Genomic DNA, 22,954 nt, shown 5'->3' on the forward strand with positions numbered 1-22,954 from the left:
ACCAAAAGAATTAGAAGAAGAAATAACCATAAAAAAGGCAATTGAAAAATTAGATATCATGTCACTGAATAAAGAAGAAAGAGAAATATATGAAAATGATTTAAAAAGACTTAGAATATATAGCGCAGATATAAAGACAGCTGAGAAAAAAGGTATAGAAAAAGGTATAGAAAAAGGTAAAATAGAAATTGTTAAAAATATGTTGCAAATAGGAATGGAAATAGAAAAAATTAAGATTTTAACAGAATTATCAGAAGAAAAAATACTTGAAATTATGAATAAATAAAGTATTGCGTATAACAAAGGCTTCCTATTAATCCTATAAGAAAACATAGGATAACAGGAAGCCTAAATATAATGGATGAACATCTACTGACATATCTTTTTGTCAGGTTAAACAAACCATACAGGGCAATAGAGAATGCTCTTACCATTGGACAGGCATTCTAAATAAAAATTTGAATTGTGAAAATAGGGGGACATGGGGTTGAAAAAACGAAAATTACTCACATTAATAATTATAGTATTCTACATATTGGCAAAGTATAAGATCTATCTGCTTGATGCAAACCCATTGATTAAATCACTTGTATCAACGACAGTATTCATCTTATGCCTATATATTTATTGTAAATATATTAGAAAAATACAATTATAGAGTTAATTAATGAAGGGGCATTATGATGATTAAAAAGGGATTTGAACAAATTCAATTGGTTAAAAATTATAATATATCAAAAAATAAATATCCATTTCTGATTAGACTTTAAAGGAGTTGATGGATAAGGATATTAAAAGAACTGAAGAAAGATTAGAATATTTGAGTAGTGACCCAAAAACTGTAGAGATATATAAGGCCTAAATACGTTAGAATAAAGATAATACTATTTAATTAAAAGACAATAAAAAATAGCATTGGAGCACATGAATAAATTATCATATATTTGATCTCATTGAAGAGGAGGAATTACAATGAGTATTATAAGGGAAGCAAAAATAGAAGATAGTCAAAGACTTGAAGGATTTGTAAAAGGTATGATTGGAGAGGAGAATAAGGATGAAGTTGCAAAATCAGTAGTAGGAGATTTTTTTAGAAATAATAGGTATAAAGTTTTTGTTACAGAAGTTCAATCCGAAATTATTGTTTTTGGAGTATTAAAGTATGAACCATATGAAGGGGCAAATGGCATAGCTGAGATAGTTTGGTTAGGAACAGATAGGAATAATAAAAGAAAAGGATTAGGGGCAAAACTTGTTAAATATATAGAAAATTATTCTAAAGAAAGAGAAATAAGAAAATTGTATGTAAAAACAAGTTCAAATAATAAAATAGCAAACTGTTTTTGGATAATGCAAGATTATAAATTTGAATCCAGAATGTTAGATTTTAGCATGGTAGGATATGATGATTATTATTTAGGTAAAGTTTTAAGTCATAAGAATTGCTAACATAGGCTTATCAAGATTCTACGAAAACATATAGGACTAGGATAAGCCTAAAAATGTTAATTACAATATTAAAATACTAAAAAGAAAATAGATTAAATAGGTATTACATAATAGTAGAATATTATGAAGAAAGCAGGTAGGTAATATGATATGTAAAGAGTGCTATAGTGATAATCCAAGAATAACACCACTTTTAAAACCAGAGAATTGTTTAGTGAAACATACTCAATATATATGTTCAACGTGTGAAAGATGTATATGTATTGATAGAGATGATAAGCGAGGTGTTTATAGATGGAGTTTTCCATTTAAAACATTAGAAATTGCTAAACTATATTTGAGAACAGCAGAAGTAATTTGCAAAGATATTTGTGGAATATATGAAATTATAGGAAAAAATAATAGAATTTCTTATAAAATTTTTCATACTAACGACGATTTGGAAAATTATTTATTAAAGAATAAAGACAAGTCATGTAAAGATAAGAAGCCTGTTTATATATCTAAACAATACATTGAAAGTCCTAATGCTCAAATTCGTAGATTAAATAATGATGAAATAGAAATTTATCTTAAAGAGCAAAAGCAGGTTGCAAAATAATAAATACATAATATTCTTACATTGCGTAGGATTAGAGAATTACTTAGAGGGATACAGGGTATTACTCTAGGAGCTACTGTAGATAACCTATTATTTTGAAACATATGTGGTACGTTTGAAAATAGTAGGAATGTTATGAAACACTTCTGAAACAAATCATTAGAATTTAGGGGGAGACTAGTTGAAAAACAGAAAAGTAATTGGAATAACATTATTTATTATTATGCTATTAGCAATATTTTTTGCAGTAGATAGTCCTAACTCTGTTTGTGTAGCAGATGTTATTTTTAGAAAATTAGGGCTGAAAGCATGGTCCAATGATACGAGAAACTTAGGAACACACTATGGGGGGATATATCCATTAATATTGGCAGTATTATGTTACTTGGGAGTAGTATATAATTTGAAAACAATATATCCTAAATTTATAAAGAAATTACCGTGGGTATTACTTATAATATTTATTACTTATCCAACTATATTTATAAACACCACTAAGGTTGTTAAGTCATTTTCAAAGGGTTTAGATGCAGTGTATTATTACAGTGATGATAGTATTTATGGGTTTTATACTGAGGATGATAAATATTTAAAGATACAGGGAAATTTAATGTTACAAAATTGTGGAGACGAAGATATACAGTTTGGAATTAAAATCATTCCACCAAAACATTTAATAGAAAAAGGTATATTTGAGAATAAGCCAATTAAAAATATAAGGTACTATACACTATACCCAAGAGAAAAAAGAAATATATTATTAGTAATCGATAAAATAGAGCGTAAAAATTTATCATATTTTCAAGGGGATCTAAAAGATTCGGATATTATTCTCTTTAATAAACAGGAAGAAAAAAAGTTTAAAAAATATTAAATGTGTACCAAAAAGTACTAACAAATTCTATTAATAAGCAAAAAGTATATGTGGGATGAATTGTCTAATATAGCTAGTTATAAATCAGGACTGAATAGTTTATATATGGGAATGGTATGGATTAGAGGTCATAAATATAAAGGGCATATAATAAAGGCTTATGAATGGAAAATTGATATTAAAAAGCAAAATAATTTTATACACAAATCTCAAGTAAGGGTTATTATATAATTAGAGTAGTTGAGGATAGATTATAAAAGGATATAAGGAATATGAATTGTAGGAGGAATATTATGAGAGAAGTATTTTCAAAACCTGCTGCAGGAGGAATAGTAGAAAAGTTAATAGATGGTGTAGATCATATTTTGATTCAAGAGAGGTATAAAGAAGATGCTCAAATGGAGCAAGGATTAATAGAGATACCGGCAGGAAAAATTAGAGAATTTGAGAATGTTTATGAATGTTTAAAGCGGGAAATAAGGGAAGAAACAGGATTAGAAGTTATTGAAATTGAAGGCGAAAAAGATGCCATGATATTTCAATCTAACGGATATAAAGTGTTAAATTATAGTCCTTTTGCATGTAGTCAGAATATAGAAGGAATTTATCCTATAATGGTGGAAATATTTATTTGTAAAGCCAAAGGAGAAGTTTTGTTAGAAACAAATGAGACAAAGAATATTAGGTGGATATCATTGGAGGAATTGAAAGGATTATTAGATGAAAATAGTGATGATTTTTATCCAATGCATGTTATAACATTAAAGAAATATTTAAAAATGAAACTAGAAAATTATAATAATAAAACTGAGTAGAAATGTATACGACATAATTGATTTAGATGGAGTATAAATAAAATTAGGCATATGAAAGAAATAAACTAGTCAGTTCTCTGAGGAATTTGGATTATTTTCAAGGCATGGTGAGGGAGCATATTAAACATATGTAAGGGATTCCATAACGAAGAAAATAATTCAAATAACCAGTGAAATGACTAATTTATTTTTTGAATATGCCTTAAAACCCATAGGGTTTTAATTTTATCTCTATTGACCATTAGTTTAACCCATAATCATTTTAATAAAATAACCTTTATCATCTTCCATTAAATCAACTCCAATATATCCCCTACTAAAATAGCTTAACTGAAGGCTAAAGTCCTCTAAAGGCACTAGCTCATAATCATTAAAGGATATTGAAATATCCTTTTCTTTAAAGGCTATATATCTAGGTACATTTTCATATATCCAAACTAATTTCTTTAAATGAAAGCCCTTTTGTAAAAGGCTTTTTAAACTGGCGTAGTTTAGTGGATATACGGTGGATACGAAGAACTTATAGTTGCTACTAAGCTCTTTAAAGGCAATGTCTATCATAGTCTTTTGAAGTTTATTTCCCCTATAATTAGCATGTATAACAGTAGATTCAAAAAACACTAATTTATCTAAGTTATCATGACCTATTCCCACCAAGGAACCTAATTTTTCAGTTTCCTCATCTAAGAATGAAATAGCCCTAAATCCTATTAACTCATTTTCCACCAAAGCCCCTAGGATAAAGCCATTACCCTTAAGGAGATGGGTTACTTCCTCAATTTCTAGGGGATAATAGGAGTGGGGATTTTCCATTTCCTTCAGGCACATTTCCTGTAAATCCATTATTTTATCAATCCACTTCTCATCTAAATTCATTATGAAATACTTATAAACTCTATTCATTGATTTGTCTTTTAAAGTGCCTTCATATAATTTCACTTTTATTCCACCCCCTATTATATAGATTTCTTAATTTTAAAATTCTTTTATATAGTAACTTGCCTATAAGGGAAAATATATTGAAAATCTTTGGAACCCTGGAACGTCACAACATCCTATGATACTCTAACATGACTCATGAACCTATCTCCGAAGATTCACACTTTCGCTTGTGACAAGGACTTGGGTGGAAAAGATTTTCAATATATTTTCCTAAAATAGGCTCACATAAAGTTTCTTTATAAATACGAAATCCATACTAAGATCTAGATAAATGTACTTTTTTAATATCCTTTGACTTTTCTATGATTATAAATAGGAAAACTAAAGATAGAATTAAAATAGATATATATTTGATACCCTTTTGATAACCCATATTTATGGCCAGTGCAAATATTTGAGGGCCAAAGGTTTGAGATATTTTTCTAATGTTAGAATAATAGCCTAGGGATTCTCCTTTGCCTATTTTTTTCGTTGCCTTTAAATTTAAATAATATTCTGTATGGGAAGGTAGTCCAAATCCTTCTCCTAATCCTAGTAATATGGATGCCATTAGCATGGCAGAAAATGAGCCAAATAGGGCAAAGGACATATAACTTATACCTACAAATACCATAGATAAAATCACCGTATTTCTAGTAGTAGTTCTTTTATTTAAAAATTTAGTTATAAAAGGACCCACATAGGCAATACATATACCATTTAGGAGATAGGCACGTCCAATACTTGATGTGCTTATTCCCATATCCGAAGCATATACGGGGAAAAAGAAATCTAGAAATAGGCTACTCATGGCCATTGGAATACTTATTAATAAGAAAAAACCTATAACGTCTAAGTTCCTCAACAATGATAACAAGTTTCCTTCCGAAGTAGGCCTATTAATCTTATGCCTATCTTCTATAGTTTGCTCTTTTTCGAAAAACATATTAATTACCATATAGCTCATAAGTAGAAATAGTGCTGATAATATGAATACTTTTTTATAACCTATTTTATCCATTAACATGGCACCTATGGCAGCACCAATGTTAACTCCTGCATAAATGCCACTGGTGATAGATGAAAAGCCCTGCTTTTTTATTTCTTCACCGGGCGTATTGGCAACATAGCTCCTCATAGATATGTAAGTAAGACTGTATCCTATACCAAATATTCCTCTACTCATAATGAATAGTAGGGGATTTGTAGATAAAGCTGATAGAATAAAACTAATGAGGAGATTTAAAAGACCCACATTAAGTATTTTTCTATAACCGATTTTATCTATAAGTCTCCCGCCTAGATAGGTAAATATGGCTCCTGTAAAGAAGGATATGGATATGGGAAGACTTAATAAAAAGCTATTAGATAGTCCTAGTATGGGTTTATCTAATAAATTTTTCATTACCTTAGGGACAAAACTTACGGACATGTATGAGGCCGTATAGATTATAAAGGCCAATACACGTAAGTTTAGCGAATTTACTTCTACCTTGTTATTTGAATGGGCCTGAAATTTTTTGTTAACATATAAAATCAAAAAGAATATGAACTCAACTAAAAATAAAAATGAAGTTACAAATAAAGTGAAGGTATCTAGAAATATTTCCTTAAGGCTAGACATGATATATTCTTTAGAAATTCTTATATCTAAATTACCTGTAGTACCATTAATATCTTTTATAAGGGGTATATTTATTAGAAATTCGTTTTCTATGTTATTAAGACCACTTTTATAGGATCTTTTACCACCAACTAAATTGATAGACTCTATTTGAGGAACTACATTAACTGTTTCATCCATATGATCTTCTAAATTATGGAGATTTTCATAGGAAACACCCTTGTTTATAACCTTTTGAATATCCCTTTTTAAAGTTTGAGAGGCATTAAGGGCATTTTGTTTAGATATGTGCATATAGGCATTATTAAATAGATTATAGCTTAAGAAAACATAAAATATTTGAATGATTCCTATTATTAATAATAAAGATATTATTAGTTTAGATTTTTTTATTCCCCTTGTAGGATTAAAAAAATTACCCTTTGATGTATATATTTTTAATAGGATTAGGGCTGATAGGGAGCATATTACTAATAAACCTAATAGCTTATTTTTGAAGGAAGTAATCACATTAGTTATGACACTTTTAGGGAAAAAATATTCAAAGGTTCCAATCCAATTACTATTTACATCCCTTATGGGAACCATTATATGGTAGTTGTTTTTGTATAACTTAGACTTATAAACTTCCCCTCCATTAAAGTTATTCAACTTTCTTAATTCATTAGGAAATGGATAAGTTTTATCTATGAAGGATTCATATACTACTTTATTATCATTGGTTATAATACGAGCTCCAAGTGTATTATCTTGTTTTTTTAACCAATCTCCCAATAATTTATTCATACCATAAAAACTATCTATGTTTTTTCCGTATCTGATAGAGTATTCTGTTTTACGAATGAAATTTTTTCCGTGAATTACATTGGTGGAGATGAGAGAGTCTGTATATTTTTTTTCAAAGGAGTTAATATTCATAAAACCTGTTAAGGAAAAGACTACAATTATTAATACTATAGTGGATCTAAATAAATGTTTTCTTAAATTTTCATGATTCATAATGGTCTCCTCCCTATTTAATCAGCTATTTTTTTGTAAATAATATCAGATATTAAAAGGACTTGAAAGGGAATTTTATAATCTATTTTATCTGCAACTTCCAAATTCAAACTAATACTAGGAGTATCCCCATATACTTGAGATAAATATCTAGGTTTAGCTCCTTTTAAGACTTGTATAATTCTATCAGCTCCAAATCTTCCAATTCCATCATAATTATACCTATATACGGATAGTAAAGCCCCTTCCTTTACTTCCGTAGGGCCAACTTGTGAAAATACAGGGATTTTATTTTTATAGAAAGGATCTAAATACATATGAGTATCTTTAACATTTCGACTGCCAACGGTTAAGTAAAAGGCATCTGTTTCTTTAGAAATTTTATCATAAGCTTCCTTTAACTCTTTTTCATATCTAAGAATATCATCATCTGATTTGGCTTCTGCTACAAAACCCTCAACTAATTGGATATTATTCTCATGGGCAAATTCTTTCACAGTATCAATAGCTGATAGGGTTTTACCTATATTTGTATTTTCATAGACTATACCTAATCTTTTAAACTTGAACAAATCATAAAAAACCTTCAATTGTCTATTATATCTATCTGGATCCATGTGGGCCCAAATATTATCCTTTCCAGAATCTTCAATGGATGCAATTATTTTAGACCTAAGGGCGTTACTTGATGAAAAAACCATTATGGGAGTATTATTAACATTATCCCTAGTGTATTTTCCTGCTTTTGTTCCCATGGATATTAATAAATCTACTTTATTATTTTTTAATTTTTCATTTATTATATAATTCCTATCCTCATGCTCTATATCTATAAGCCTAATAAATCCCTCATCCACAAACTCTATATAATCGCTAACATCATTGGTACATAACCATTTCCAAATTTTTTCTGAATCCTCATCACCAGGCACATAGGGAAGGCCATTTAAAGTTTTTATCCAACCTAATTCATAAAGGCCCTTAATGATTCCATAAAGGGTTCCTGTGTAATTGAAATAAGGTTCGTTTTCACAATAGGCAATCTTAAATTTTGAACTATTATTAAGTTTTGGACTCAAATCTTCAATTCCATAGGAGTAAAATGGAAATAAAGAAATTATAATTATCCATATAAGCATGGTTATAACCCTGTTTTTCATATGATTTTAAGACCTCCCTCAAATATTTAAATCATTGATCTTAAGATCAATGACTTAAATTTTAGTAGAATTAAACAATAAGATTATAGATTTATCAATTAAAGCTGTTTTTATACAGTAACTTGCCTACGAAGGTAAATATATTGAAAATTTTTGGAACCCTGGAACGTCACAACATCCTATGCTACTCCAACATGACTTATGAACCTATCTACGAAGATTCACACTTTTGCTTGTGATAGAGACTTGGGTGGAAAAAATTTTCAATAGTTTCCTGAAGTAGGCTCACATAAAGCAAGTTTATGAATACGAAATCTATAATTACTGAAAAATTATTTACCTATTAATTCAATATATTTAACTTCATGATGAACCGTATCATACATTACTTTTATATTATAGACTTCATAGAAATAAAGTCCATAATAGGTATTTTCATTTGAATCACTAGTAAATAGAGGATGAAATTCATTAGGTTCCCCTAAAATATCTTTTACCTCTTGTTCTGTCATTCCCACTTTAATTTCATCTATAGTTAATGGGGATTTAATCCTTATTTGTGTAACCTGATTATTTTCAATAGAAAATATTAAATTATAATTGTTATAATGGAGATGATTTAAACCATTAACATCTGGAATGATCTCATCTGGATCACCTAAAACCTCTTTAAGATTCTTGTCTGTTTTAAATAAGAAATCTTGAACATATGGGGTATCATACCTGAAATATCCCCTATACAACATATGTCCATTTTCATCATAAAGATTTCCAATTCCATTGAACAGATTATCAGTAAATTGACCCTCATATTTTAGTTGGCCATTTTCATAATAAAGGCTTCCATTACCATGATAAAGGCCTTTTTTTAATGATCCCTCATACAAAGGAGTATCTTCATTGGTTTCTAGATATAATAAACCTTCACCATCATATAGGCCATCTTTAAACTGTCCATCATATTTCAATTTCCCAGAAGGGAAAAATTCCTTCCCAGCTCCCGTAATGTGACCTTTTTTGAAGGTTCCACTAATGACTAGATTTTCATCCTTATCATATAATTCACCTTCACCATCGTATAGGTTATCCTTGAAGTATCCCTTATAAACTAACTTTTTATTTAGGGAGTAGAGTTTACCTTCACCCTGGTATTTACCATTTAGGAAGTTACCCTCATATGTAATATTTCCATTAGCATAAAAAGTTTTACCAAAGCCGTTTAAATTTCCATTAGAAAATGAACCATCTACTAAAATAGACCCATCAGAACCTAATTTTTTACCTATACCATCATATGTTCCATTTGTAAAATTACCCTGGTAAAGGAGCTTTCCTTTATCATCGTATAAAATACCATTACCATTAAAAATACCATTGGCAAAATTTCCTTGATATTTTAAATTTCCATTAGGGTAGTATTCTTTTCCATTTCCTTCGAAAATCCCATTAGAAAACATTCCCTTGTATAGGATTTTCCCTTCATGATTATATAAGGTGCCAATACCGTTAAATTCATTGTTTTGGAAGGAACCTTTATATTTTAATTTTTTATCTGGGTAATAAAGTTCCCCCTGGTTTGAATAAAATCCCTCGTTCAAACTACCCTTATAAACTAGATTTTTATCAACATGGTTATCATATATTTTGACCATGCCCGTATAAGAAATTTCTTCTGTCTCATAAAATGTAACAACGGGTACTATTTTTCCTCGATAAAAATTGTATCCTAAAAATAAGGCCAATATTAAGATTAAAATTAATATTAAAATTAATCTTTTAGATAAATAATAATTGTTACTAAATCGAATATAGTCTTTAATAGATGCTTCCCTTTTTCTAGTAAGGTTAACTATTTTAGAAGCTAATCTACGAAGTAAAGTATAAGGCCCCCTTGATATTCGCCGAATCACCACATATATTTTTTGTCTTAGGGGTCTAAGAATGGTATTAATAATAATTTGAAGTTGTACAAAAATTTTATTGTTCATAATAATACCTCTCTTAATTAGTTTCTTGAAAGATTTGATTAAATGACAAACTTTTCTTTTTTTTCTTTTGGTGCTATAATAGTTAAAAAGAATGTAAAACCATGGAATAAAATGTAGAAAAATACTATCTATAAAAATATGATACAATAAGTTTATTTTATATTCAATAAAAAGAGCTTATTTTTAAAGAGAATTATCGGAAAATTCGAAAAGTATATTCATTAATAGTACATATATTAATAAATATAATAAGGAGAGAAGGAAGGATGAAAAAGCACCTTGGTTTCTTTTGTATATTAATACTTGTCATAATAGGTTCCCTTTTTCTTTTGTGGGATTATAGTTATTTTCTAAATGAACCCGTAACTTTAACAGGATATGGTGTAAAAGATATTAACCATGACAAAATTCAACTAAAGGATCTATGGACAGATAGTGAACAAAATACCTATTATTATGGAAAACTGAATAAAACTAGCATGGATATAATAAATTTTTATAATAAACCTATTAAAAATGGAAAGGAAGAAATGAGATCTTTCTATTTAGATACATCCCAAGAATACCTATATAAGGTGAATGATAAGGGTGAAATTATTACAATGATCCATTGGCCAAAGCACATGGGTAAGATGGTACAGGCAGTTAGTGATAATAAAGGGCATATGTACATTCAATGGAGTAAATATGATAGATACAACTCTAAAATAGTAGAAGAAGGAATTAATAAATATTCAGAAAAGGGTAAATTTTTGGGAATGATTTTTAAAAAATCCTATGAAGGAAAGGTATTTCCAGAGGCACCTTATGGTAAGGGCTTTATAAAAAATTTAAACTTTGAAAAGGGTAGAGTATATTTTTATCATCAGATAAATAAAAAGATTACCTTATACTACTATGAAAATGCCATAAAAAAAATAATGGATATTCCTGTAGATGAAATGGACTTTAAGATTATAGACATAATAGGAAGTGAACCTGGACAAATTTATTTTGACACTAATGATTCTAGGTTTGGAATAATAGATAAAAAAATGAACATGGTTTTTTTAAAGGATTATTTGAAAGAAAATAAGGTTATTGGAAAAATAAGATTCAACAGAAAAAAACATGTATATATAGAGACTTTAACAGAAAGAAATGTGGAATTAGATAGATATAATGGATATGGATTTATTTCTAGTGCTTCTAATAAAAATCAGGTTGACAGTATATACAAGGAAAATTACTCTAAAATTCCAATAGAAAAGTTGACCTATTCTAAGGAAATAATTAGGAAAAAGTATATAGTTTTGATTTCCTATTTATCAGTGTTAATTTTAATAATTTACGCTATTAGATTTTTATATGTATATGTATTTCAAAATAAAGTATACATAGTTTTTAAACAATTAATGTTACTTATTCCGATCATTCTTATAGGAATGCTTATATTCGTATTGAAAACTGTAGTAGGGGGATTTGGAGAATTTTCAAATGAAATACAAAGTGGCAAATTTCATGAATTTAATCAAATAATAGATAGAAAGATAGAGTTAGTAGAAAAAAAATATGAAAATCCATTTTACCTAGGGGATTTAATAGATTCAATAGATCTATATGAGCCCATGGATCCTCATAGGTATAAGGAATTATATAACTTAACAAAAATATCAGATATGGACCATATGGAAGATGTAAAGGGTATGTATGTAGTAATAGATAAAATTGAAAATAATCAGTCCTATAAGATTCTTGATTCTGAAAATAACTTTAAGCTATATTATCCAAGATTTTCAAAGGGTGATAACAAATATTTTTGGGCTGCATCAAGGGGTGCTGTAGTAGATGCAGTAGGAACTGGTGAAAAATATATATTTACTATGAAACCTATATATAACAGCTTAGGAAAAGTGGCTGGAATTTATCAAATAGGAATGTATTATGAAGGCTATAGAAAGAATTTAGACATGAAGTTTTTTACAAAGAGTATAGTTGGAATAATGATTACAACCCTACTTATAGTGTTTGCAGTGGTGTTTATAACTTATATAATTTTAAGGTCATTAGGAGAACTTACAAAGACTGTTAAGGAAGTGTCAGCAGGTAATTTAGATACTCAATTAAGGATAAATTCTAAAGATGAGATAGAAGATTTATCAGATGCGTTTAACAATATGACTAGCAACATAAGAGAATATATAGATGATATAACCGAACTTAGTAATGACTACTATAGATTTGTTCCTCAAGAGATTTTTCAAATATTAGATAAAGAATCTGTCAATGAAATAACCTTAGGAGAACATAAAAAATTTAATATGTGCATCTTAAATGCAGCAATTGAAGATTTCTATAAAATATCAGAAAAAATTAGTGCTGAAGAGAGCTTTAAGCTAATAAATGAATATTTAAAGATAATAGGTCCAATCATAAGAAAACATAATGGAGTAATAGAAAAATATCTTGATAAGGGAGTTGTGGCCATATTTCCACAAAACGGCCAGGATGCCGTAGAAGCTGGTAAGGATATTATTAGTGAAGTCCATAAATACAATATATACAAAAGTAACAACCTTCCTGTTGGAGATATTAGGATTGCCATCCATAAGGGACCCATATTAATAGGCATAATTGGTGAAGAGAAAAGATTACAAAGTAGTATTGTATCAGATAGTGCAAATTTAGTTGGTCTTATGAGACAAAAGGCCAAAAAACTTTGGGCTAATATAATTATAACTGATGAAGTAATGAAGGATATTAAGGATAAAACTTATCTACACAGATGTTTAGGAAATATAAGTATGTCAGATAGGGAAGAAACTATTGAGTTATACGATATATATGATGCAGATAAAAAAGAAATGAGGCAATTTAAGGATAAAAGTAAAGATTTATTTGAAACTTCCGTTAAAAATTTTAAGGTTGGTAAGTTTTATGATGCTAGAAGTGGATTTGTAGAAATACTAGATAAAAATATGGAGGACAATGGAGCTAGAGAATATTTCTATCAAAGTGATGACAAATATAGAAATGGTGTAGATAAAGATTGGAATGAAAGTCTAAAAGTTTAGAAGGTTGATACATATGCATATATACAATCCAAAGAAAAGACTAAAAATAAAAGATTCTTCTAAAAGGAAAAAATCTAATAAAAGATATTTAAAACAACAAAATATAAATTTATCTACCATTACACCAGATAGTATATACAAATTACAAAATAAAATTGGAAATAAGCAAGCAGAGCTTTTATTAAAGGAACTTGGAGATTTACAATTGAATAAAAAAAGCCCTAATGTGGCTGAGTTAATAACCTATGACCATGGGGGAAATAATAATGAAACTATGGAGTCTAAAAGGGAAATAGAAGACTTTAAGAGATTATCCTATGAAAATACATTAGCTAGTAGTGAAGCTATAAAAAGTGGAAGGTTTTCTGTAGACCATAATAATACCATAAAACCAGGCATAAGAGCTGAAAGTATGAATAAGGACATAAAGGGTCTTGTTCAAATGGTGAATTTCTTCAAATCCTATGACCCTAGATTAGATAAAAGAGAAGAAAAGGTAAAATTAGACGATAAATTAATGAAAATGGATGAGAAAAAACATAGAAATGAAGTGGACTATATAATTAAAATGATAATGGCCCTTCCAAACTATGAGGGCAATAATGAGGTCATATCACAATATATGAAGGTGCAAAACTTTTTAATATCATCTGGATGTAATCTATCAGACTTATTTAAATATAATGGACATGTAAAAAAACAAAAGGAAATAATATTAAAGGCTATAGAAGGCAGATAGGAGGAAAAACTCATGGGTTTTTTAGTCACCAATGGAGCCATGATTCAATGTTCATTTGGACAAGCCCCAGGGACACTTATGGTTCTTCCAACTAATAAGGTCATGGCTACTACTCCTGCAGCCACTATAATGGATAATAAACCCATGGTAAACATATTGCCCTTTGGCATGTGTATGTCCCTATCAAATCCAACGGTGGCAGCAGCAACCACAGCTGCCTTAGGAGTACTAACCCCCATGCCATGTATTCCAAATACCACTGCACCTTGGGCACCTGGATGTCCTAGTGTATTAATAGGAAATAAACCGGCTTTAAATAATACTTCAAAGTTAATGTGTATGTGGGGAGGAATAATACAAATAGTTCAACCCAGTCAAATGCAAACAATGATTCCGTAAAAGGGTTTAGGCATATTCAAAAAATAAATCAGTCATTTCACTGGTTATTTGAATTATTTTCTTCGTTATGGATCGCTAACATATGTTTAATATACTCCCTTACCATGCCTTGAAAATAATCGAAATTCCTCAGAGAACTGACTAGTTTATTTCTTTCATATGCCTTAGAATGGAGTGATAATATGCCTGTAACAACTACCAAGAAAAATGTACAAAATAAAACTGGAAATAATAAAATTCAAGGAAATGGCCAAACCAAAAGTCCTAAAGGAAAAGGAGTTAAAAATAATCAATTAGCTATGACTAATAGGAAAAAACTAGATGTGATTAAAATGGGAGAATACTTGAAAGATGATTATGTAAAGAAAAAAATTGAAGGTAATATTCAATCGGGAAAAGAGGCATGTAAAAATTCCTTTTATCTCAATGTATCCCATAGTACAAAAAGAATATTTGGCTGTAATGGTGGTGTTGTAGGAAAATATAAATCGGATAAAATTGGATATGATATGAGAACTCACCTTAAGGGTCAGGGGAGAGATTGGGCTAGACATGAGGTGGATATTAAGAAAGATGAGTATCTAGATAAGGAATTCCAAAAGATAGATGGAAGTTCAAATTTTGCAAACGATGAGGAAAGACAATTGGCTAAGGATGAGTTAAAAGATACTACAGCCTTAAGGACCATGTTTTTAAAAAATAGTTTATATTCCATGGTAAAAGGAGATGTGGAAGAGAGGTTAAATAGGGAAAGTAATAGTACATGTGATGAAATATACTCCCAATATGAAAATGATTTTAAGGATGAGATTGAGCATAGAACAATAGGTGCTTACAAGTGGAGTTTTAGGATGAATTACTTAAGGTCAAAGGAAATGGGAATTTCCCATGTGACGGCACTTGATTTGGCGGAAGGTAAGGCATTAGAGGCGGTAAAGAACAGGGCTCCTTCTATGGGAGTAGCTGTTTTTAAGGAAAAGATTGATGAAATATTAAAGAAAGCTGAGATTAAGGCTGAGAGTAGAAGAAGCATTATCATAAAAGAATTGAATGGAAAAGAAGAAAAAAATAAGGTTAATTTTCAAAATACATCAGATTATAGTAAGGCTAGGGACTATATATACGATGGACAAGGGGTTAGTTTAGAAGAGAGAAAAGATGGTATAAAAGACAAAATAGAGGAAAATCATATAGAAGCAACAAATGTAAATAAAGGATTATTAATATTTACAAGGCCACTAGTAGGAGTAGTGCCCCATCCAGGAGATAGTGCATCAGCCTCTGGCACAATAAGCATACCAATTCCTAATTCTCCTGCATATATATTCTTTAAATTATCTGGCAATGTGGAGCGAGATGATGATGGATATGTAACGGCTAAATTTAGAGCAGCCGTAGGTGCTGGAGGAGGAGTGGGAATAGCCAATATACACGGAGAGTTAGGCGGATTTTTACAAGTAAAGGGCCAATCGGCTGAACATTTATCCATGCTTTTATCCTATGTACTCTATAGACAGTTTAGAGAATCCAAAATAGTTAATCACCACATGACAGATGCTATCTGGGGAATGGGTGGAAGAACTGGAGAAGGAAAGGATAAGGAAGCAGATGCTTATGGAGGTATGATGGAAAGGACCCTATTTGGAGGAAGTGCAGATAGTTCTGCTAGTATAGGATCTGATTTGGGATTCGGTGCAGACATAGGAGGATCAGTGGGGGGAAGTATAAGTGCATCTGCCTCTGCCATGCGGCAATATTCTAAGACAAGTTTTGAAAAGGGAAATGGGAAAGGACGCCTTGGAAAAATAGAAGGACACAAATTTTTAGGACAAAAGTCTAAGGGAGATATGATTGAAAAGCTTAAGATAGAAGGTTCTGTGGCAGGTGTTGGAATGGAAGCATCCTTAGGCCTTAGGGGCTCAACTATCCAAAATGTCACTATAGGGCTAAATATGTCCCTAGGAGGGGCCTATGGTGGAGATAAATCTCAAATGGCAACTAAAATAATACAGGATATAATACTCCATCTAAAAAGTGCAAAAGTTAACATAGAGAAGGTCTATGAAGCTTATAAAAATAGGAAAAATAAGAAAATAGATCCCCTATCCGATGAAGCTGCAAGGGTTGGGTCTGAAATTGGAATTGTATCTTCAGATATAACAGAGCAAATAAATGCCATGGTGGATACAGAAAATACTCTAGCCAGTAAAATTGGGGAAGTGGATAGTCCTGTAAATGGCCAAAGTACCCAAATTGCAGATTCGGGAAGTTCCCTTGCTATGGGGGTTGAATATGAATGGAAAAGGGGAAGTAAGGGAAATATAACATTTTCTCTGAATTCTGAGAATGAGTTATCATTAGACCTATTCCTTGGAGGAATTTCACTACAAAAATCTAGAAGGTTAGCTAGCTGGAGTACTGGAGACGATATGGAAAATTTAACAAAAGCCATTGGAAAGGGAAAAAATCCAAAAGAAAGATTAAGTGCTCTTAAGGAAGGAGTATCCATATAAAATGACCATACTAAATTGGAATGATGAATTTGGAAAGAATTTAAAATCTGAAATAATAGGGTGTACCATAAATGGGGAAAGGGTAAATATTACTATAAGTGTAGATTGCAATACTTATAAATATATAATTACTAATGAATTATTCAATCTATATAAAGAAACTCTGGGACAAAATTTTAGACATTCCTTTGAACAAAATAAATCCATAGAAATAGAACTTAGATTAGATCCTAAATTAGTAAGTGTTCTAAAATTGGCAATAGAGTTAGACAAAAAAGAAATTATAGGATACCTAACGAAAAAATCAAAGGAAGATAGGGATAATATATTTGTTAATACCCAGACTTGGTATGGATTAAATGTAAAACAAGAGGAAGACTTACCAGACAATTTAAAGATCCTGGGAAGTGTAAAAACTGGTTTTGACACAAGGTGGCTTAAAGAACTATAAAAATTAGGAGTTAGAATAATGGAAAAACCTAAATTCTATAGGAATTCATGTGAATATATATTAGATTTATTGAAACTTTTAGATTTAAGGATTCACAGGTATATAGTATTAGAAGATATAAAGGAGACCAATTTAAATCCTTTTAAGGGTCTTACCATAAGTGAAAAAGAGGTTGAAAATATACTAGAAGAAAATAATCTAAAGGAAAATAAAAGTACTAGAATAGATAAAAAAATTCACAAGTTAACGTTAGATATAGATACTAAATTACTTGAAACTAAATATAGAAATATAGTATTAAATTTTGAAAAGGTATGGGAAATCTTTAACTTAGACCATATAGAGAAAGAGCTATTATTAATAGGTATTTGTGTGGAAATAGATCCCAAATATGAAAAAATATTTGGATATATACAGGATAATATAAATAAAAAAAGGCCATCTATGGATATTGCTTTGAAATTAATTAATTTAGACCCTATGGAAAGATTGAAATTTATGAATAAGACAAAGGATAATAGTTTATTTAAATTATTCATATTATCAGAGGAAAGGCCCCATAGGGGGGAAACCTTTTTAGGTAGTGAATTAATTATTCATGATAGGATAATCGATTATATCCTGGAAAATGACAAAATAGATTCTGAAATAGAAGATTTTGTATTGCTATATGGGAAAGATAGATCCCTTATAGAATCATCTTCCCAAGAACAAAACCTACAAATGATAAATGGTGCAGTGAACAATTTTATACTAGATGAGATAAATGATTCTCAGAACCTATTTGTATATGTACATGGACCTAAGGGGGTAGGAAAAAAATATTTAGTCAGGGCCTATTGTAGCAGAATAAGGAAAGACTTAATAATAGGAGATATAAAGATGGCCATGGAGTCAGATGTGTGTCTAAAGGAGTTTGTTAAAGGTGTCATAAGGGAAGGTATACTAAGGGATGGTGCCATAGGCTTTGACAATTTTCATATATTAAATGATGTAGATAATAAAGAAATTGCCATAAAAGATTTTTTTAAGATGATGGAATATGTATTAGAGCCCATATTTATACTAAGTGAAGATAAGTATATACAGAATAAATATTTTAGTGAGAATTCAGTGATAGTTATACCTATGAAAAGACCTACATATGAAGAAAGAAAAGAAATTTGGAGTATATACTCTAGATTATATAATATAGAAGGCTTACATATAAGTGAATTGGCAACTAAATTTAATTTTACTCCAATGGAAATAAGAGATTCCATAAAGGGAATAAAGTCTAAATTTTTAACTAGCATAGATAGGCATAGTGCCATATACAAATCATGCTATGAACAGGTTAACAATAAACTTACTGAGAAGGCCATAAAGGTTAATGTAACTTATGAATGGAATCAATTAATATTGCCACCAGAAGAAAAAAAGTTACTCATAGATGCTTGTAATCAAGTGAAAAATAGATATGAAGTATATGATAAATGGGGATTTGGAAAGAAAGTAGCCTATGGAAAGGGTCTATCTATCATATGTGCAGGTCCTCCAGGGACGGGTAAAACCATGTCTGCTCAGGTTATGGCCAATGAATTAAATTTAGAATTGTATAGAATAGATTTATCCCAGATGGTAAGTAAATATGTGGGAGAGACAGAAAAAAATCTTCATATGATATTTGAAGAAGCTAGTCTTTCAAATGCCATATTATTCTTTGATGAAGGGGATGCTTTATTTGGTAAAAGAAGTGATGTTAAGAGTTCTAATGATAGATATGCCAATATTCAGACATCATATTTACTTCAGAAGATGGAAGAGTATGAAGGAATAACAATGGTTACTACTAACTTTTTAAAGAACATTGATAAGGCCTTTTTAAGAAGAATAAATTTCATAGTAAATTTTCCTTTTCCCGATTCAGAGTCAAGGAAAAACATATGGGAAATAATGATGCCAGATAGTGCTCCAGTGGATGAGGATATAGATTATGATTTTTTAGCCAATACCTTTGAGGTGGCTGGAGGTAATATAAAGAACATAATAGTTTATGGGGCATTTTTAGCATCTAGTGAAAGGGAAAATATATCAATGAAACATATAATACATGCTGCAAAATATGAACTTCAAAAGATGGATAAACTCCTATTGAAAGAAGACTTAGGAGAATATAGATATTTATTAGATATGAATTAGGGGGTGATTACTATTCCGGCATATACAGCTATAGCAGATGTGGGATCAAGCCTAGTAAAATTGCTTCAAGAAAATCTAGTACCTGAACCTATAGACAAAAAAGAAAACATAGGTCTTTGTTCTCCAGCAGACAAGGGAGATTTTCAACTTACCCTGTATCTATACAATATAGAAGAATCTGGAGAGTTTAGACAAACTGAGATGATTAAATTACCCGATGGAAATTTAAGATATCCGCCCATATCCTTTAACTTATACTATCTATTAACGGCCTATTCAACGGCAGAGTTAAAATCTAAAGCCTTAGATGAACATAAAATCTTAGGAAGAGCAATTCAAGTACTTTATGATAATGCTATTTTAAGGGGAAATGATTTAGCAGGTAGTCTAAAGGGATCAGATCAAGATATAAGGATTCAGACAAAGAATTTATCCTATGATGAAATGATGAGAATTTGGAATTTTAATGATGTTCCCTATAACTTATCTATAGCTTATCGGGTAGGCCCTGTTTTAATAGACTCTACAAGGATCAAAGAGGCTAAGAGAGTCGTTGATACTAAAATCTCTATCATGAGAAAAGATAGGAGATAATCATATGGAAATAGGCAGCATAATAAGAAAAAAAGTAAGTGTAGTCATAAGAATTTTTCATGATTATACCTGGAATCCCATAATGAATGGCATAGAAGTATATTTTAATAATATGCCTAAAAAACCCATAAAAAAAAGTGGAGGATACTATGTATTTACTAACCTAGAAGATGGAATCTATAAAGTAAATATAAAGTCTCAAATATATTTTAATGAAACTATAGAAATAGATACGACCAAATTAGACCTATTAGATCCAATAATAAATATAAGATTGAAGACAAAACCTAATTATTTTTTAAGAGAAGATTCTACTATTATAAAATTTAAAGTAGTAGATTTAAATAAAATTCCTATAAATTTAGGAATAATAAAAGCTTTTATAGACACTAAAAACTACTACGAGGGACAAATCCTTGAAGAAGTGAAAAGTGGTCATGAAAAAGTGAAAGTAAAAAAATTTTGTGATGCTCCCTTGCCTGGAGATATACTCTATCTAAAGGAAGAAGAACCAGACAAAAGTGAGTATATAAAGGTCTTAAAGGAAGATAAGGGCTATTATTTATTAGATTCACCTATAAATTATGACCATAAAAGGGACTTGAAAATCTCTAGAGGTTTCATAACTAAGAGTGATGAAGATGGTAATGTTATTGTGTACTTTAAGAATTTGCTAAAAAGCAAGGTGAATATAACCTTTCACATTTTTCATGAAGGTCATTTAAAGGAGGTGAATGCCCAAGTAGTAGAAGGCAATCTTCTTAATCTAGGAATTATAACAATATAGAAAGGGGGGAATGGTTTCTTTAAAGATTGAAGAAACCGCTCGTATGCCAGAATATTTATCACCAGGAGTATATGTTGAAGAATTTGAAAGTGGTGGAGTTCCAGTAGCTGGAGTAAGTACATCAACGGCAGGATTTATTGGACTTGCCCAAAGGGGAGAAGCAGAGGGGTTACCAGAACTTGTAACTAGCTTTGCAGATTTCCAAAGAAAGTTTGGCTCATATTTATCAGAGAATCAATTCGGTGAATATAGATTCTTATCTTATGCCGTAGAACACTTCTTTATAAATGGAGGAAGTAGAGCATATGTAATGAGAGTTGCACCAGAAGATGCTAAGTCAGCAATAAATGATTCTTTAGGATTTATAAAACTTGAGGCTAAAAACCCTGGAACTTGGGGAGACAGAATTAGAATTTTAGTTACACCTTCTAGCAAAGCTAAAACACAAATCCTTGAAATGTTAAGTCCAGCTCAATATAGAGTTAAAAGCGGTATTGGATTTAATGATGGTGACATTGTAACTTTTACTGATGGTGAAGAAAAGCAAGTAAGAAAGATTGTTATGGCACAACAAAATTTACTTACTTTAGATGTTTCACTAGAAGGTGATGTGGTTGACACTAATATTTTACCACAAAAACTTTTATCTACAGCAGAATTTGATTTACAAGTTGCATATGGAGATGAAGTTGAAATTTATGAAAAGTTATCTTTAAATCCAATTGGAGCTAACTTTATAGACAAAAAGGTAAATAAATCAAGCTTAATAAAATTATCTTGTAACCTAGATGAAATAGGTGATATGGCTACACCATTTGATAAAATTGCAGGAGGAGAAGATACAAACTCTAAATTCTGGATTGAATTATCAGGTGGTAATGATGGATCAATGGCTAATATTTCAGCTGCTGATTTCATGGGTAAAGATTTAGGGCCGGGTAAGCGTACTGGTATTAAATCATTTATCGACAATGAAGAAGTAAGCATTATGGCTGTACCAGGAATAACTATTCCAGCTGTACAACTAGATTTATTAGCTCACTGTGAACTTAAAAGCAACAGATTTGCTATCTTAGATATTCCTAGGGAAACTAAGAAGGTAAATGACATTAAGGAATATAGAAACATGTTTGATACAAGCTATGGTGCATTATACCACCCATGGTTAAAAGTATTTGACCCAATGGATAAAAGAAATATTCCTATTCCTCCATCTGGATCTATTGCTGGTATCTTTGCAAGATCTGATAACACTAGAGGAGTACACAAAGCTCCAGCTAATGAAATAGTAAGAGCATGCGTGGCCCTTGATTGTCAATACAATAAGGGTGAGCAAGATATCCTAAACCCAATAGGTGTTAACTTAATTAGATTCTTTACGGGACAAGGTATAAGAGTATGGGGTGCAAGAACTCTTAGCTCAAATCCACTTTGGAGATACATAAACGTTAGAAGATTATTTATCTTCCTTGAGGAATCTGTAAAGCGTAGTACTGATTGGGTAGTATTTGAGCCTAATGATGAAGAATTATGGGCAAGGGTAAAGAGAAGTCTAGATAACTTCTTGACAGGTGTTTGGAGAACTGGTGCACTTGCTGGTAATGCACCTGGTGATGCATACTTTGTAAAAATTGACAGAACCACAATGACCCAAGATGATATTGACAATGGACGATTAATTTGTGTTATCGGAGTTTCTCCAGTTAAACCAGCTGAGTTTGTAATCTTTAGATTTACTCAATTTACTTCTGAAAGCGGTGGAGAATAAATATTAATTTCTAAATAAGTAATAACAAAGGGAGGTAT

Annotated in this window: 17 protein-coding genes and 1 pseudogene; 14 read left to right on the forward strand and 4 right to left on the reverse strand. The window is 30.4% G+C overall.

The genetic code is table 11. The annotated features are described in order from the left end of the window. The 5 genes and pseudogenes from N4A57_RS02290 to N4A57_RS02310 all read left to right on the forward strand — a co-directional run. Nucleotides 1-286 (forward strand): annotated as a pseudogene (locus N4A57_RS02290) (hypothetical protein); the annotation flags it as partial. A gap of 686 nt (nt 287-972) precedes the next feature. Next, nucleotides 973-1,449 (forward strand): GNAT family N-acetyltransferase, encoded by a 477-nt coding sequence (locus N4A57_RS02295; RefSeq protein ID WP_293655835.1) that lies wholly within the window; start codon nt 973-975, stop codon nt 1,447-1,449. A gap of 145 nt (nt 1,450-1,594) precedes the next feature. Further along, nucleotides 1,595-2,050 (forward strand): hypothetical protein, encoded by a 456-nt coding sequence (locus tag N4A57_RS02300; RefSeq protein WP_293655836.1) that lies wholly within the window; start codon nt 1,595-1,597, stop codon nt 2,048-2,050. A 181-nt stretch (nt 2,051-2,231) separates the two neighbouring features. Beyond that, nucleotides 2,232-2,924, forward strand: a complete 693-nt coding sequence (locus tag N4A57_RS02305; protein WP_293655837.1) for a hypothetical protein — start codon at nt 2,232-2,234, stop codon at nt 2,922-2,924. Between the two features lie 293 nt (nt 2,925-3,217). After that, nucleotides 3,218-3,739: an NUDIX hydrolase gene (locus N4A57_RS02310; RefSeq protein ID WP_293655838.1), complete on the forward strand. Its 522-nt coding sequence runs from the start codon at nt 3,218-3,220 to the stop codon at nt 3,737-3,739. A gap of 246 nt (nt 3,740-3,985) precedes the next feature. On the opposite strand, the gene N4A57_RS02315 is transcribed toward N4A57_RS02310, so the two are convergent. The 4 genes from N4A57_RS02315 to N4A57_RS02330 form a co-directional block, all read right to left on the reverse strand. Further along, nucleotides 3,986-4,678, reverse strand: a complete 693-nt coding sequence (locus N4A57_RS02315) for a hypothetical protein (protein ID WP_293655840.1) — start codon at nt 4,676-4,678, stop codon at nt 3,986-3,988. A gap of 259 nt (nt 4,679-4,937) precedes the next feature. Further along, nucleotides 4,938-7,283, reverse strand: coding sequence for an MFS transporter (locus N4A57_RS02320; RefSeq protein WP_293655841.1), 2,346 nt, complete (start codon nt 7,281-7,283; stop codon nt 4,938-4,940). Nucleotides 7,284-7,300: 17 nt separating this feature from the next. After that, nucleotides 7,301-8,443, reverse strand: coding sequence for an ABC transporter substrate-binding protein (locus tag N4A57_RS02325; RefSeq protein ID WP_293655843.1), 1,143 nt, complete (start codon nt 8,441-8,443; stop codon nt 7,301-7,303). A gap of 332 nt (nt 8,444-8,775) precedes the next feature. Then, entirely contained in the window at nt 8,776-10,431 is a 1,656-nt protein-coding gene (locus N4A57_RS02330) for a CAP-associated domain-containing protein (RefSeq protein ID WP_293655845.1), read from the reverse strand. A gap of 266 nt (nt 10,432-10,697) precedes the next feature. On the opposite strand from N4A57_RS02330, the gene N4A57_RS02335 reads away from it, so the two are divergent. From N4A57_RS02335 to N4A57_RS02375, 9 genes are all read left to right on the forward strand, one after another. Next, a complete protein-coding gene (locus N4A57_RS02335) occupies nt 10,698-13,484 on the forward strand; it encodes a HAMP domain-containing protein (RefSeq protein WP_293655847.1) in 2,787 nt (928 codons plus the stop codon). Between the two features lie 13 nt (nt 13,485-13,497). After that, on the forward strand, nt 13,498-14,223 hold the full coding sequence (locus N4A57_RS02340) for a hypothetical protein (RefSeq protein WP_293655849.1): 726 nt from the start codon (nt 13,498-13,500) through the stop codon (nt 14,221-14,223). Between the two features lie 12 nt (nt 14,224-14,235). After that, nucleotides 14,236-14,622: a DUF4280 domain-containing protein gene (locus N4A57_RS02345; protein WP_293655851.1), complete on the forward strand. Its 387-nt coding sequence runs from the start codon at nt 14,236-14,238 to the stop codon at nt 14,620-14,622. A gap of 182 nt (nt 14,623-14,804) precedes the next feature. Further along, entirely contained in the window at nt 14,805-17,135 is a 2,331-nt protein-coding gene (locus N4A57_RS02350) for a hypothetical protein (RefSeq protein ID WP_293655853.1), read from the forward strand. Further along, nucleotides 17,107-17,586 (forward strand): hypothetical protein, encoded by a 480-nt coding sequence (locus tag N4A57_RS02355; protein WP_293655855.1) that lies wholly within the window; start codon nt 17,107-17,109, stop codon nt 17,584-17,586. Before N4A57_RS02350 ends, N4A57_RS02355 begins: the two co-directional genes overlap by 29 nt. An 18-nt stretch (nt 17,587-17,604) precedes the next feature. Next, complete coding sequence (locus N4A57_RS02360; RefSeq protein WP_293655856.1) at nt 17,605-19,767, forward strand: ATP-binding protein; 2,163 nt, start codon at nt 17,605-17,607, stop codon at nt 19,765-19,767. A 3-nt stretch (nt 19,768-19,770) separates the two neighbouring features. After that, nucleotides 19,771-20,361: a DUF4255 domain-containing protein gene (locus N4A57_RS02365; RefSeq protein ID WP_293655857.1), complete on the forward strand. Its 591-nt coding sequence runs from the start codon at nt 19,771-19,773 to the stop codon at nt 20,359-20,361. 4 nt (nt 20,362-20,365) lie between these two features. Beyond that, nucleotides 20,366-21,148, forward strand: a complete 783-nt coding sequence (locus tag N4A57_RS02370) for a hypothetical protein (RefSeq protein WP_293655859.1) — start codon at nt 20,366-20,368, stop codon at nt 21,146-21,148. Between the two features lie 10 nt (nt 21,149-21,158). After that, nucleotides 21,159-22,916, forward strand: coding sequence for a phage tail sheath subtilisin-like domain-containing protein (locus N4A57_RS02375; RefSeq protein WP_330671426.1), 1,758 nt, complete (start codon nt 21,159-21,161; stop codon nt 22,914-22,916). The last annotated feature ends 38 nt before the right edge of the window (nt 22,917-22,954 follow it).

The organism is Anaeromicrobium sp. (genome assembly GCF_025210435.1).
Lineage (GTDB): Bacteria > Bacillota > Clostridia > Peptostreptococcales > Thermotaleaceae > Anaeromicrobium.

Excerpts from the sequence above, each read along its gene's own strand:
- N4A57_RS02295 (WP_293655835.1), top strand. The coding sequence starts at position 973 with ATGAGTATTATAAGGGAAGCAAAAATAGAAGATAGTCAAAGACTTGAA.
- N4A57_RS02300 (WP_293655836.1), top strand. The coding sequence starts at position 1,595 with ATGATATGTAAAGAGTGCTATAGTGATAATCCAAGAATAACACCACTT.
- N4A57_RS02310 (WP_293655838.1), top strand. The coding sequence starts at position 3,218 with ATGAGAGAAGTATTTTCAAAACCTGCTGCAGGAGGAATAGTAGAAAAG.
- N4A57_RS02320 (WP_293655841.1), bottom strand. The coding sequence starts at position 7,283 with ATGAATCATGAAAATTTAAGAAAACATTTATTTAGATCCACTATAGTA.
- N4A57_RS02325 (WP_293655843.1), bottom strand. The coding sequence starts at position 8,443 with ATGAAAAACAGGGTTATAACCATGCTTATATGGATAATTATAATTTCT.
- N4A57_RS02330 (WP_293655845.1), bottom strand. The coding sequence starts at position 10,431 with ATGAACAATAAAATTTTTGTACAACTTCAAATTATTATTAATACCATT.
- N4A57_RS02335 (WP_293655847.1), top strand. The coding sequence starts at position 10,698 with ATGAAAAAGCACCTTGGTTTCTTTTGTATATTAATACTTGTCATAATA.
- N4A57_RS02340 (WP_293655849.1), top strand. The coding sequence starts at position 13,498 with ATGCATATATACAATCCAAAGAAAAGACTAAAAATAAAAGATTCTTCT.
- N4A57_RS02345 (WP_293655851.1), top strand. The coding sequence starts at position 14,236 with ATGGGTTTTTTAGTCACCAATGGAGCCATGATTCAATGTTCATTTGGA.
- N4A57_RS02350 (WP_293655853.1), top strand. The coding sequence starts at position 14,805 with ATGCCTGTAACAACTACCAAGAAAAATGTACAAAATAAAACTGGAAAT.
- N4A57_RS02360 (WP_293655856.1), top strand. The coding sequence starts at position 17,605 with ATGGAAAAACCTAAATTCTATAGGAATTCATGTGAATATATATTAGAT.
- N4A57_RS02370 (WP_293655859.1), top strand. The coding sequence starts at position 20,366 with ATGGAAATAGGCAGCATAATAAGAAAAAAAGTAAGTGTAGTCATAAGA.
- N4A57_RS02375 (WP_330671426.1), top strand. The coding sequence starts at position 21,159 with ATGGTTTCTTTAAAGATTGAAGAAACCGCTCGTATGCCAGAATATTTA.